The organism is Flavobacterium akiainvivens, assembly GCF_001278115.1.
In the GTDB taxonomy this organism is placed as follows: Bacteria; Bacteroidota; Bacteroidia; order Flavobacteriales; family Flavobacteriaceae; genus Flavobacterium; species Flavobacterium akiainvivens.
The window spans coordinates 3,410,581-3,422,460 of the sequence record NZ_LIYD01000005.1 but is presented as its reverse complement, the minus strand read 5'-3'; the positions used below and the strand labels follow the sequence as shown (position 1 = coordinate 3,422,460).

General features: G+C 43.4%; 14 protein-coding genes. 5 read left to right on the top strand and 9 right to left on the bottom strand.

The window, feature by feature from the left end; translation table 11 throughout:
- Positions 1-30: 30 nt before the first annotated feature.
- Positions 31-315: a F0F1 ATP synthase subunit epsilon gene (locus tag AM279_RS15525; protein ID WP_054408941.1), complete on the top strand. Its 285-nt coding sequence runs from the start codon at positions 31-33 to the stop codon at positions 313-315.
- A gap of 54 nt (positions 316-369) precedes the next feature.
- On the opposite strand, the gene AM279_RS15520 is transcribed toward AM279_RS15525, so the two are convergent.
- Genes AM279_RS15520 through AM279_RS15505 form a run of 4 tightly spaced genes read right to left on the bottom strand, consistent with a single transcriptional unit; the run spans position 370 to position 2,100 of the window.
- Positions 370-786 carry a DUF3592 domain-containing protein gene (locus tag AM279_RS15520; protein ID WP_054408940.1) on the bottom strand — a complete coding sequence of 139 codons (417 nt, stop codon included), beginning with the start codon at positions 784-786 and terminating at the stop codon, positions 370-372.
- A gap of 60 nt (positions 787-846) precedes the next feature.
- The gene (locus AM279_RS15515; RefSeq protein ID WP_054408939.1) at positions 847-1,053 is read right to left on the bottom strand and encodes a helix-turn-helix domain-containing protein; all 207 of its coding nucleotides are present in this window, start codon (positions 1,051-1,053) and stop codon (positions 847-849) included.
- A 3-nt stretch (positions 1,054-1,056) separates the two neighbouring features.
- Positions 1,057-1,590, bottom strand: coding sequence for a DUF2975 domain-containing protein (locus AM279_RS15510; RefSeq protein ID WP_082344243.1), 534 nt, complete (start codon positions 1,588-1,590; stop codon positions 1,057-1,059).
- A 3-nt stretch (positions 1,591-1,593) separates the two neighbouring features.
- A complete protein-coding gene (locus AM279_RS15505; RefSeq protein ID WP_054408937.1) occupies positions 1,594-2,100 on the bottom strand; it encodes a DUF2975 domain-containing protein in 507 nt (168 codons plus the stop codon).
- Positions 2,101-2,215: 115 nt separating this feature from the next.
- Here AM279_RS15505 and AM279_RS15500 point away from each other — a divergent pair, with 115 nt between their 5' ends.
- Positions 2,216-3,373 carry an aminotransferase class I/II-fold pyridoxal phosphate-dependent enzyme gene (locus tag AM279_RS15500; protein WP_054408936.1) on the top strand — a complete coding sequence of 386 codons (1,158 nt, stop codon included), beginning with the start codon at positions 2,216-2,218 and terminating at the stop codon, positions 3,371-3,373.
- Here AM279_RS15500 and AM279_RS15495 read toward each other — a convergent pair.
- From AM279_RS15495 to AM279_RS15475, 5 genes are all read right to left on the bottom strand, one after another.
- Positions 3,345-4,502, bottom strand: coding sequence for an AI-2E family transporter (locus tag AM279_RS15495; RefSeq protein ID WP_054408935.1), 1,158 nt, complete (start codon positions 4,500-4,502; stop codon positions 3,345-3,347). The genes AM279_RS15500 and AM279_RS15495 overlap by 29 nt on opposite strands.
- A 123-nt stretch (positions 4,503-4,625) precedes the next feature.
- Positions 4,626-5,132, bottom strand: a complete 507-nt coding sequence (locus AM279_RS15490; RefSeq protein WP_054408934.1) for a hypothetical protein — start codon at positions 5,130-5,132, stop codon at positions 4,626-4,628.
- A gap of 95 nt (positions 5,133-5,227) precedes the next feature.
- Positions 5,228-7,075, bottom strand: a complete 1,848-nt coding sequence (gene glmS / locus AM279_RS15485) for a glutamine--fructose-6-phosphate transaminase (isomerizing) (protein ID WP_054408933.1) — start codon at positions 7,073-7,075, stop codon at positions 5,228-5,230.
- Positions 7,076-7,078: 3 nt separating this feature from the next.
- A complete protein-coding gene (locus tag AM279_RS15480) occupies positions 7,079-8,758 on the bottom strand; it encodes a DUF4270 domain-containing protein (protein ID WP_054408932.1) in 1,680 nt (559 codons plus the stop codon).
- Positions 8,759-8,779: 21 nt separating this feature from the next.
- Positions 8,780-9,586, bottom strand: a complete 807-nt coding sequence (locus AM279_RS15475) for a glycogen/starch synthase (RefSeq protein WP_054408931.1) — start codon at positions 9,584-9,586, stop codon at positions 8,780-8,782.
- 104 nt (positions 9,587-9,690) lie between these two features.
- Between AM279_RS15475 and panC the strand changes: the two genes are divergently transcribed.
- From panC to AM279_RS15460, 3 genes are read left to right on the top strand one after another with little or no spacing between them, the layout of a single operon-like run.
- A complete protein-coding gene (gene panC, locus AM279_RS15470) occupies positions 9,691-10,536 on the top strand; it encodes a pantoate--beta-alanine ligase (RefSeq protein WP_054408930.1) in 846 nt (281 codons plus the stop codon).
- 13 nt (positions 10,537-10,549) lie between these two features.
- Positions 10,550-10,900, top strand: a complete 351-nt coding sequence (gene panD / locus AM279_RS15465; protein ID WP_054408929.1) for an aspartate 1-decarboxylase — start codon at positions 10,550-10,552, stop codon at positions 10,898-10,900.
- A 5-nt stretch (positions 10,901-10,905) separates the two neighbouring features.
- Positions 10,906-11,868 (top strand): lysylphosphatidylglycerol synthase transmembrane domain-containing protein, encoded by a 963-nt coding sequence (locus AM279_RS15460; protein ID WP_054408928.1) that lies wholly within the window; start codon positions 10,906-10,908, stop codon positions 11,866-11,868.
- Positions 11,869-11,880 lie beyond the last annotated feature (12 nt).

Genomic DNA, 11,880 nt, shown 5'->3' with positions numbered 1-11,880 from the left:
TCTGACATTGAACTATAAACAAAAAAAAGCATGTTATCATTAGAAATCGTATCGCCTGAGGGGCACCTTTTTAAAGGCAATGTAACATCGGTTACGGTGCCGGGTGTTGACGGCGAATTCCAGATGCTTAACAACCACGCCAATATAGTATCTATACTGGCTAAGGGCAATGTAAAAATTGCCGTGCCTGATTTTAAAACCATTGAAGTTGGTGCACGTTTTGTAAAATCTGATAAAGACCAAAAGATCCTCCTGCCTATTAACAGCGGCACGCTGGAGCTTAAAGACAACAAGGTTATTATACTTGTTGACTAATTTTCATCTATACTTAAAAAGAAGCCCTTCACAGCAATGCGAAGGGCTCTTTTATTATTGTATCAAATTTGTTATCTCAAGAAGTTCAAGTGTTGCCAGTATAAATGCAGCTACGCCAATTGCAATAAACAACCAGGGAGAGAAAGCCATTGCCGAAGCTGCTTCAGCCTCACGAGGATTAGCCGGATCATAAAGCAATTCAATTTCCCCGCCCTCACTCATAGGTGGATACCTCCCGAAATTAAGCTCCTTAGTAATAATGTCGCCACTTTCGGTAGTAAACCTCACAACAGGATAATAATATCCCTTGTTAACACTGCCATAAGACGTGTTTTTCTTATAATTATTACGCATTACAATAGCCACCGCCGTTTTGCCCACTTTTTTAAGATGCCTGACTTTTAGTAAATATTTGTTACCAGCCAAAATAAAAGCACAAGCGAATATTAAAAGTATAATATCAGTTATCATAAGTGAAGCTAAGGAGAATACTAATGTATAAAATTATTCTTAATCTAAAATGAGTTGAATTTACTCCTCTACAAACTCCATAATATCGCCGGGCTGGCAGTCGAGCTCACGGCAAATGGCCTCAAGGGTACTAAAGCGAATGGCCTTTGCCTTGCCTGTTTTAAGTATACTGAGGTTGGCCGTAGTAATGCCTACCTTATCGGCCAACTCATTGCTGCGCATTTTGCGTTTGGCCAGCATTACATCAAGGTTAATAATAATGGGCATGGCTTAAATGGTTAGTTCGTTTTCCTCGCGCAAAAAAGCACCTTTCTCGGCCATGTGGTATAATACCAGCACCAGTTTTCCAACAAAATAAAACAGTAAAAATACCGGTATTTCGGTAACAAACAACTGTAAGGCCTTAAAACAAATAGCACCAAAGGCACACATAAGCAGGTAGCGGCATTTGGCAAATATAATAATGCCCCCACCCGCACGCCTAAACTCGCGCGCCTGTTCTTCATAAAAAATATCGCCTTTTTTAAGCCTTGCAAAACATTTGCGCAGGGTTATTAAAACACGTGTAAGATATATTAGCAATAAACCGTAAGTTGCCAGGTAATAAGGCATAAACTGTGCTTCATAAACTGAGTATTTATATCCGGAACCAATCGGGCTAAAGCTTTGGTTTAAAAACACCAGGCCTGTTTCAGTATCATAAACCGAAACCCCCGCACAAATAAAGTTGTAACCGGCCATGCATGCGGCAACTACAATCATAATGCGCAGCGCCAGTAATATAATATTTAAATGATGCTTCATAATTTATACGGTTAAGTCATTTTCTTCCTTAAGTTGTTTTGCCATGGCAAAAACATCGCCAAGCACTATAAAAAACAGGCCAAGCCCGAGGATTAACAGCGTAGAATCAAGCATATTTTCAATACTCGATTCAAAAGAGCCTTCAACAACGGCATCAAATACTATTATGCTCACAGCATCTATAACACAGCCTGCAACAATGGCTTTACCTGTTTTGTTTAGCAATGCTATTACTTCAACACTAAATATGCGTTTCTTTTCAAAAAGCACGAGTGTTTTCTTAAACAGGTACAAAGCATATACAAAACACAACATAGCAACATACTCGGCCAGATAAAGCAGGATTTCTGCCAACCCAGCCTCGGTAGCCGGGCGGTCATCTATTGGGAACGGAATTTTTTCAGGGAAAAGGCCCAGCATGATTATAAGCGGCAGGCCAAAAAAGAGCCCCACCATACAAAGCACAAAAAATATTGAAACAATGTTTTTTAGCAGAGATAAGCGTTTCATAGAATTGGTTTAAAGTTTCGACAAATATATAAATTATTGTTTATCGATAAATAAATACCGAAAAAAAATATTTAACAAATGTAGTGCTTTAACATCTGTTTGTTAAATTTGATATATGCAACAACTGCCCCCACACCTTTTAGAAAAACTTGAAGAGCGAAAAGCCGCAAATGCTTTACTTGAAACCCGCGCCTCCAATAGCCTTGTAGACTTTAGCAGCAGCGATTACCTGGGCATGGCAGCATCGACAGCATTGTTTGAGGCCGCTAACCAATACCTGCTTGACAAAAACATTACAGCCAATGGCGCTACGGGCACACGCATAAGCACCGGCAACTATAGCCTTTATGACGAAGCAGAGGCCATGCTGGCAACTTTTCATAAAACAGAAAGCGCACTGATATTCAATTCGCGTTATGACGCAAATCTGGGCTTTTTTAGCAGCGTTCCGCAAAAGGGTGATGTGATTGTATATGATGAGCAGGTTCATGCCTCTATACGCGACGGGATACGGCTTAGCGGGGCAGCATCGTTTAAGTTTCCGCATAATGATGTAAAGGCGCTCTATAAACTGGTAGAAAAACACCGCAGTAAGGCTGCCGAGCTATATATAGTAACCGAATCGGTTTTTTACATAGACGGCGACTGCCCTAACCTGCTGGGCATGGCCGGGGTGGCGCGCCGCTATAAGTGCCGCCTGGTGGTAGACGAAGCCCATGCAGTGGGTGTTTTTGGCGAACAGGGCGAAGGCCTTGCCCTTACCCACCTGCAACCGGATGAGATTTTTGCAAAAATTGTAACCTTTGGCAAGGCTTTGGGCTGTCATGGGGCTGCCGTTTTGGGCAGTAACGGCCTGCGCAGCTATCTTGTAAATTTTGCACGCAGCTTTATATATACCACTGCCCTGCCCCCGCATGCTTTGGCTACGATTATCTGTGCCTATAAGATGCTTTGGGAAGATGAAGAAAACCGCACGGCATTGCACAACACCATTATGCATTTTAAATGGGAAACAGAAAGGCTAAAGCTTACCAGCTTTATACTGAGTTTTAGTGGCATACACAGCATTGTAATTCCCGGGAGCGGGAATGCGAAGAAAATTGCCGCCGTATTGCAGCGCGATGGCTATGATGTAAGACCCATACTCCCCCCCGCTGTGCCTGAAGGCCAGGAACGCCTGCGTTTTTGCGTACATACCTTTAATACCCGCAGCCACATAACCCACGTGCTCGAAATATTGCGGGCTACCCTTTTTTCTTTAAAACTCGTTTAGCCTCGGCATCTGCCTTTTCGGTACGCTCCTTTTCGGCCGCAGGTTGTTTGGATTTTCGTTCGCGCCGTTTAAACCAGTTATTGTCTTCTTCGCCAAAAAGGTAGGCATAAGGCTGTGTATCTGGGCTTAACTCAAACAGCTGTTTCATTATGGCAATAGTAGGTATAATAAGTATCATGCCCACAACACCCCATATAGCCCCGCCTATAAGCAGGCCTATAAATGTAACCAGCGCATTGAGGTTTACATTGCTGCCTGTGATTTTTGGGGTAAGGAATGCCCCCTCCAAAAGCTGGACAAATGTAAAGGCCACCACCACTGCAAACGGGTAAAACAGGTTGTCTTTGGTTATGAGCGCAAATAAAAACGGCAGTACTGCACCCAGCGTTGGCCCCAGGTAAGGAATGATATTAAGCATACCGGCCAGCACTCCAAAGAAAATAGCATGCTCTATACCAAGGGCAAATAAAATGCCTGTATTTACTACTGCAAGTATGGCCATTACCTTACCGGCACCCGCTATATAGGCATGTACAATTTTGCGTATTGAAGTAAGCTTTTGCAACAGGAAATCGTTATCCTGCCTGCGGAACACCTTGGTTACAAACACCGCAAGGTGGTCTCGGTATATAAGCAGGAAAAACACAAATACCGGCAGCAGCAGTATATCGGCCACAGTATCTAAAGCCGAGAAAATCAATTTTGTAGGGCTGGTATTTTCGGGGCCGACTATTTGTACGGCCCGGCTCATTTCAAAGCCGTTTGGCATACCCAGGTCAAACCCAAAGGTTTCCTTGCTCCACTTATTGGCTGTAACCACAAAAGTGTTTATTTTGGCAGAGAGGTCGCCACCAAGATCGGCCATAAAGCTGCGCACCTGAAGATAAATAAACAGCAGTACCCCACCTATAATTAAACAGAAAACCAGCACACAGATAGCGGCACTAAGCGAGCGCGGAATCTTTCGCCTTTCGAGCGCGTTGCACGATGAAGTAAGCAGCATGGCTATAAAGCCTGATATCAATAAAGGCACGAGTATACCCTTGGCTATTATCATAAAAAAAACGATTATGATAATGAGCAGCGATATTATGAGCGACTTAATATAGGGTGGTACTTTTAGTTCCATGCTGTTGAACGTGCGTTAAAAATTTTAGGCTACGTTCAAAATTAGTAAGAATAAACCCCTGTAACTGATAACGTTTTATTAAAATAACGATAATATGCACGCATGGATTTTAACTAAAACCTATCATTCTCTTGGTGCTCGTTTACTCTCCGGAATGTTAACAATGCCGCAACCGTCTACCAGCCACTTGCCGTTTTCCTGCTTCAGCTTCATTACCAGCTCAAAATCAGCCCAGTCTTTCCCTTTCAAAAGAATATAACCGTTTTTATCTACAGATTTCAGTTCCATACGTTCCGGCGCGTCCTGTCCATCGATAAGAGGGTCAAAGCCAAGCCCCAACTCAGGGTCGGCCTTATAGGCTTCATCAATTATCCTTTTCACTTCAGTTTTAAAGCCTTTTGTTGCATCAGTACGTGCAGAGAGCCATTCGGTAAGGCCTGTAGCCTCATTCATTTTATTGATGTTATCAAGGTAATCGTTAATAAACGTTAGCGCCACCTTAGCATCTGGTTGAGAATTTGCAGATACAGCCGTCTCTATACCTTCAGGCTTAACTTCAGTAACACCGGTATCGTTTTTACAACTTGTAAACAGGGTTAATGCGCTTACTAATACAAGGAAATATTTCATATTTGGAACAATTGGATTTTTGAATGCCAAAACTACTAAAAAACAAAAGCCGCAGGAATAATCCTGCGGCTTGTAATATATAATTTTACTGTAATTTATTCTACCGTAACTGATTTTGCAAGGTTCCTTGGCTGGTCTACATTACAGCCGCGCATTACAGCAATGTGGTAAGCCAGCAGCTGTAGCGGTATGGTAGTAATAAGCGGGCTAAGGGCATCGCTGGTTTCAGGGATTTCAATAACGTAGTCGGCCAGTTTTTTAACCTGAACGTCGCCCGCGGTAACCACGGCAATAATTTTACCGTTACGCGCCTTTATTTCCTGTATGTTACTTACAATTTTGTCATAATGCTCCTGCTTAGGCGCAATAATAACTACCGGCATGTGCTCATCTATAAGCGCAATAGGGCCGTGCTTCATTTCGGCAGCAGGGTAGCCCTCGGCGTGTATGTATGATATTTCCTTAAGCTTAAGGGCACCTTCAAGCGCTACAGGGTAATTGTAGCCCCTGCCCAGATACAGGCAGTTAGGTGCATCTTTATATTTAGAAGCTATAGCCTGTATTTCAAGGTTGTGCTCCAGCGCCTGCTCAACTTTTTGCGGCACGTGGTCAAGCTCCTGCAGGTAACGGTGAAAATCTGCCCTTGAAAGGGTTCCTTTAGCCTGGCCTATGCGCAGCGCCATAAGGGTAAGCACCGTAATTTGTGTGGTAAACGCCTTTGTAGAGGCAACACCAATTTCCGGCCCCGCGTGGGTGTAAGACCCCGTATGTGTTTCACGCGAAATAGACGAACCCACAACATTACACACACCATAAACAAATGCACCCTGCTCTTTAGCCAGCTTAATGGCTGCAAGGGTATCGGCCGTTTCGCCGGATTGTGATATGGCTATTATAATATCGTTTTTACGGATAATAGGGTTACGGTAGCGGAACTCAGATGCATATTCTACCTCTACCGGTATTCGGGTAAATTCTTCAAGAATATATTCTGCCACAAGGCCGGCGTGCCAAGAAGTACCACAGGCCACTATAAGGATCCTGTCGGCATTTAAAAACTTTTGCAGGTTTTCTTCCACACTGCTCAGCTTTACAATACCTTCATCGGCCCTAAGCCTGCCACGGAACGTATCTTTAATGGCGTTAGGCTGCTCGTATATTTCCTTAAGCATAAAGTGGTCAAAACCGCCTTTTTCAATCTGCTCAAGGTTCATTTGCAGCTCCTGTATGTAAGGGTCTACAATAGAGTCGTCTTTTATTTTGCGGATGGTAACCGGCTTGTCAAGGCTTACAATAGCCATTTCTTCATCATCAAGATATACTGCATTGCTGGTATACTCAATAAACGGAGAAGCGTCTGAAGCCACAAAAAACTCGCCTTCGCCCACACCTATCGCAAGCGGGCTGCCCAGGCGGGCTGCCACAATTTCATCAGGATTTTGCTTATCAAACACCGCAATGGCATAAGCGCCCACCACCTGGTTAAGGGCTATTTGCACAGCCTTGCCCAGTTTAATGTGCTCCTGCTTTTTAACCTCTTCTATAAGGTTAACCAAAACCTCGGTATCGGTATCGCTATGAAAAACATAACCACGCTTGATAAGTTCTTTTTTGATAGGGTCGTAGTTCTCTATAATCCCGTTGTGCACAATAACCAGGTTACCCGAGTTACTAACGTGCGGGTGCGAGTTTACGTCATTCGGCACACCGTGGGTAGCCCATCGGGTGTGGCCTATGCCTATGCTGCCGTTAAGGGTTATTTCTTTTTCGGCACGTTCTTCAAGATCAGAAACTTTGCCTTTGGTTTTACTCAGTTTAAGATTACCGTTGTCATACAGCACCACACCGGCGCTGTCATAACCGCGGTATTCCAGCCTTTTAAGGCCTTTTATTATAACAGGATAGGCCTCTCTGTGGCCTATGTAGCCTACAATTCCGCACATAAATTAATCAGGTTTTGTGTAAAAAATTTCAAGCCTGGCACGTTTTTCCTCGGGCACAGCCGGGTTTGTACCATATAGTATAATACCAAACGGATGCGTTACAGAGCCTACCGGCAGCCTACTAACGTTAGTGCTGGTTGGGTCTACAATTCCGCTTGGGTCTGTACGTGCATATTTAACCTGCTCCGTAAAGCCGGTTTGCAATGCAGCGTTGCCTGTTTCGCCAATGTTTTCGGTTACCACAAGGGCAAGTTTAACATTGGTAGAATCTTTGGTTATAATGTTATTAATATGGTTTGTAAGCCTTATTTTATACTGAACGGTGCGCCCATCGGCACCTTTCTGGGCTATACCACCATGAATATACTTTGCATATTTGTTACCTAACAGTGTGTTTGTGGTAATATCTGTACTATAGTCATACAACGGGCGCTTGTTGTTTACATCATACAGGTAAACCCTTAGCGGCTCTACAGCCTGCCTGCCGGTTGTACCTGTTGCTGCCATGGCGCTCCTGTCTACATAAAACACAAGGTTAGCCTCGTTTATCAATGCATTTTCAGATTGCAGCTGGGCAATATCTGCCGGGCTAAGAATATCTATAAATGCCATTGAGCCCTGGCCGCCTTTAATGTATAGCTTTTCATCGCCCTCATCAAGGTTAGTGGTTGCAAGGGCAGTAGCATAAGGCTGTGTGGTTGTGGTTTCAAGCAGGTTAATGCTGTTACCGCCAAGGCTTATGGTAAGTTCTTTGTCTTCCCTTAAAATGGTTGTACCATCATCTTCATACTGAAGTTCCCCATCGCTGTCAAGGTCGTCCTGGCTGTAAATAAGCTTTATTTCGCCTTCGCTCCAGTTAGGCACACCCATAACACTCTGGCTGCCTATTTGCTCTACCTCAAAATAAATACCCCTCAAAAAGTTGTGGAACACGTTGTTGTTAACAAGGTTGCCCGTGCCGCCCTGGTCGAGTATATTTTGCTGGAAGAAAGCCCTGTCAAGGTATAAAAATATACCCGGGGCCATAAGCTCTACTTCGGCATTGGTTTGTACCTCGCCCTCATCATTAGTATAAGTGGCAGTACGCCTTATCTGGGCAGCGCTATACCTAAAATCAACATAAGGCACATCGGCAAGCAGGTTTCCTGTGGCCTGATTGTCTATCATTGCCTTATCGGTATTGTAGTATTTTTGCCCGTCTGCACCACCGCTACCGGCATCTGCATCGCGCAGGTAGTAGTTGTTTTTCTTAAGCCTCAGCCTGAATTTATGCACGGTATCGCCATAAATTGAGTCAAGGGTATATTTACTGTGGCCGTCAGAATCAGTTTCAGTAAGCGTATTGTAATACGGTATGTACAACCAAACCGAGTCTAACTGCGGGTTGCTCGTTATAGTAGGGTTTGGGCTGTCAAGGTTAAGCTGCGTAACATAATGCGCTATGGTCTTGCCAAAAACGGGGTTATCATACACCCCCAGCACGTTTACATCAAGGTTATTGGCCTGCACGGCACCTGTTGCCCTGTCATAAGCCACAAGCGAACCCTGTTTCCTTATAATACTGCTGTGCTCGTCTCCGCCTATTATATCAGAACCTACTTCGTTGTAATCATCATCGCACGAAACAAGGCCTACAAAACTTAAAGCTATAAGAAATCTCGTAAAGAGGGAAAAATTATTCATTTAGCGTTTTTATTAGATTTACTATAAAACCTGCGTTTTATAGAATTTAGTATATGCCTCTGCAAAATTATCTTTTGATACATAAGGCAAAAACGGCTTACCTGTAGCTTCGGCAAACTTTATAAGCTCGGCATCAGTATCTTCAGAAGCTATAATAACAGCATCTGAATGTGCCATGGCCACCTTCATAAAGTTATTGTAATCAGGTACCGAAAGCAGGTTTATATCGCCCTCGGGCACGTTGTCGAACAGCACCTTGCCCAGCATATTGCTGTCAAGCGTACCTTCATAGCCCTGGCTGTAAACAGAAGTAACAATTTTAGTATCGGCAAAAAGGGCCTCGTTTTTATAGTAGTGCTTCATGTACACCGGCAGCAGCGATGCCAGCCAGCCGTGCACGTGTATAATATCGGGCACCCAGTTTAGCTTTTTAACGGTTTCTACCACGCCTTTTGCAAAAAATATGGCGCGCTCGTCGTTATCAGGATACAGGGTTCCGTCTTCGTCGCTAAACGTAGCTTTGCGTTTAAAATATTCGTCGTTATCAATAAAGTAAACCTGTATGCGCTCTTTAGGAATACTGGCTACCTTAATAATAAGGGGCATATCCATATCATTTACCACAAGGTTCATACCGCTAAGGCGTATTACTTCGTGCAGCTGGTGCCTCCTCTCGTTAATATTACCATAGCGCGGCATAAATATGCGTATCTGCCCGCCCTGGTCATTAATCATCTTAGGCACTTCATACGACATTAACGATACTTCATTCTCAGCCAAATAAGGCACTAGTTCAGATGATACATACAATATCCTCTTATCCTCCATCTTCAGTTTTTAATTTTGTTTGGGTATAAAAACATGCAAAATTAAACATTTTTGCTCATTTTATAACTATATATTACTTTTGCCTGCTCATAATAACGGTATTAATGCCTATTTTCACTAAAAAAGATGCCCTGAAAGCGCATTTGCAGCACTACCGCGACAGTGGTAAAGCTATAGGGTTTGTGCCCACCATGGGCGCACTGCACCAGGGCCACCTTGCCCTTGTAAAACAGTCTGTTGCACAAAACGGCGCAACGGTTGTAAGCATATTTGTAAACCCCACCCAGTTTAACAATCCGGATGATTTATTAAAATATCCGCGTACGCTGGATGCCGATGTACAAAAAATTGCAACGGTACACCCAGATGTGGTTGTTTTTGCACCAGAGGTTGACGAAATGTATGATGGCAACACCCAATCAAAGCATTATGATTTTGACGGGCTTGAAACCAAAATGGAAGGTGCACACCGCCCCGGCCATTTTGACGGCGTGGGCACCATAGTAAAAAAACTGTTTGATATTGTGCAGCCCACCAATGCCTATTTTGGCGAAAAAGACTTCCAGCAGCTGCAGATTGTAAAAAAACTGGTTGAAAAAGAAAGCCTTGGCATTAACATTGTAGGTTGCCCTATAAGCCGTGAAGAAAGCGGCCTGGCCATGAGCTCGCGCAATGAGAGGCTTACCGAAAAAGAACGCAAAGACGCCGCCATAATATACCGGATATTACAGGAAGCGCGCGAGCATTTTAAAACCGAAAGCATAGCCGAAGTTAGAGAGCACGCCCTTGAGGCTTTTGAAACACATCCGGAATTTAAGCCGGAGTATTTTGAAATAGCTGAGGAAAGCACCCTTGAAACCGCAACTTTAAAAGAAAACAGGAAATACAGGGCTTTTATTGCGGTTTTTTTAGGTAACGTTAGGTTAATAGACAATATTTCATTAAATTAATTACCTTTGCGTCATGCAAATTCAAGTTGTCAAGTCAAAAATACACCGCGTGTCGGTTACGGGCGCCGATTTAAATTATATCGGTAGCATTACTATTGACGAAGCCCTTATGGAAGCGTCTAATATTATTGAAGGTGAAAAGGTTTCTATAGTTAACATTAACAACGGAGAGCGTTTAGAAACTTATGCTATTAAAGGAAACAGGAACAGCGGCGATATAACCCTTAACGGCCCTGCTGCCCGCAAGGTGCAAAAAGGCGATATAATTATTATTATATCTTACGGAATCCTTGATTTTGAGGAAGCCAAAACTTTTAAGCCGGCTATAATCTTTCCTAACGAAAAAGACAATTCTCTTACCTAAACGCCTTGAAGCAAAAAATAACACGGTTATTAAGTATAATACTCCCGCTTGCGCTGGGAGTTTTTTTAATTATATACAGTTATAACCAGTTTACCCCACAGCAGCTTAACGATGTGTTTTCGCACTTTAAGAATGCTGATTATACCTACATATACATATCGCTTTTTATAGGCCTTAGCAGCCACATGTCGCGCGCATACCACTGGAAATATACCCTGGAGCACATGGGCTACAAAACCCCGTTTGGCCTGCGCTTTTTTGCCGTGTGCATTGCTAACTTTATGAACATGACTATACCCCGATCGGGCGAAGTGGCGCGTGCACTGGTAGTAAAAGAACGCCGCGATGTTCCGCTTGATGAGGGTATAGGAACTATAGTATCTGAAAGGGTTATAGACCTTATAATTATGCTGTTTTGCACATCGGTAGCCGTATTGCTGCAATTTGGCACCCTTAAAGACTACCTGGTAAAGCAAATACCGCTTGACAAGCTACTTATTTATGGCCTTACCGGACTGGCTTTTTTTATTGCTGCAGTGCTTATGTTTTTATACAGCCGCATGCAGTGGGTGCAAAAACTTAAGCTAAAAATTTCGGGCTTCACAAAAGGCGTACTCAGCGTGTTTAAAATGCGTAATAAATGGCCGTTTTTGCTGCACTCTGCCTACATCTGGACCAGCTATGTGCTTATGTTTTATGTAACCATTTACTCACTGCCCGAAACCGCAGGCCTAAGCTTTGGCGTTGTGGCCATTGCCTTTGTTGTGGGCAGTTTTGCCGTTACCTTTAGCAACGGTGGTTTTGGCGTATACCCCATTGCCGTAGGGGCTATATTAAAGCTTTATGGCATACCTGCCGAGGCCGGTACCGCCTTTGGGTGGATAGTGTGGGCATCGCAAACAATTATGGTTGTTTTGCTGGGTTGTTTGTCATTTTTATTACTCCCTTTACTTTACAGAAAAAAATAATTGTTATCTTGC

Bases quoted from the DNA above. Each gene is read 5' to 3' on its own strand.
- AM279_RS15525 (WP_054408941.1), top strand. From the start codon at position 31: ATGTTATCATTAGAAATCGTATCGCCTGAGGGGCACCTTTTTAAAGGC.
- AM279_RS15520 (WP_054408940.1), bottom strand. From the start codon at position 786: ATGATAACTGATATTATACTTTTAATATTCGCTTGTGCTTTTATTTTG.
- AM279_RS15515 (WP_054408939.1), bottom strand. From the start codon at position 1,053: ATGCCCATTATTATTAACCTTGATGTAATGCTGGCCAAACGCAAAATG.
- AM279_RS15510 (WP_082344243.1), bottom strand. From the start codon at position 1,590: ATGAAGCATCATTTAAATATTATATTACTGGCGCTGCGCATTATGATT.
- AM279_RS15505 (WP_054408937.1), bottom strand. From the start codon at position 2,100: ATGAAACGCTTATCTCTGCTAAAAAACATTGTTTCAATATTTTTTGTG.
- AM279_RS15500 (WP_054408936.1), top strand. From the start codon at position 2,216: ATGCAACAACTGCCCCCACACCTTTTAGAAAAACTTGAAGAGCGAAAA.
- AM279_RS15495 (WP_054408935.1), bottom strand. From the start codon at position 4,502: ATGGAACTAAAAGTACCACCCTATATTAAGTCGCTCATAATATCGCTG.
- AM279_RS15490 (WP_054408934.1), bottom strand. From the start codon at position 5,132: ATGAAATATTTCCTTGTATTAGTAAGCGCATTAACCCTGTTTACAAGT.
- glmS (WP_054408933.1), bottom strand. From the start codon at position 7,075: ATGTGCGGAATTGTAGGCTACATAGGCCACAGAGAGGCCTATCCTGTT.
- AM279_RS15480 (WP_054408932.1), bottom strand. From the start codon at position 8,758: ATGAATAATTTTTCCCTCTTTACGAGATTTCTTATAGCTTTAAGTTTT.
- AM279_RS15475 (WP_054408931.1), bottom strand. From the start codon at position 9,586: ATGGAGGATAAGAGGATATTGTATGTATCATCTGAACTAGTGCCTTAT.
- panC (WP_054408930.1), top strand. From the start codon at position 9,691: ATGCCTATTTTCACTAAAAAAGATGCCCTGAAAGCGCATTTGCAGCAC.
- panD (WP_054408929.1), top strand. From the start codon at position 10,550: ATGCAAATTCAAGTTGTCAAGTCAAAAATACACCGCGTGTCGGTTACG.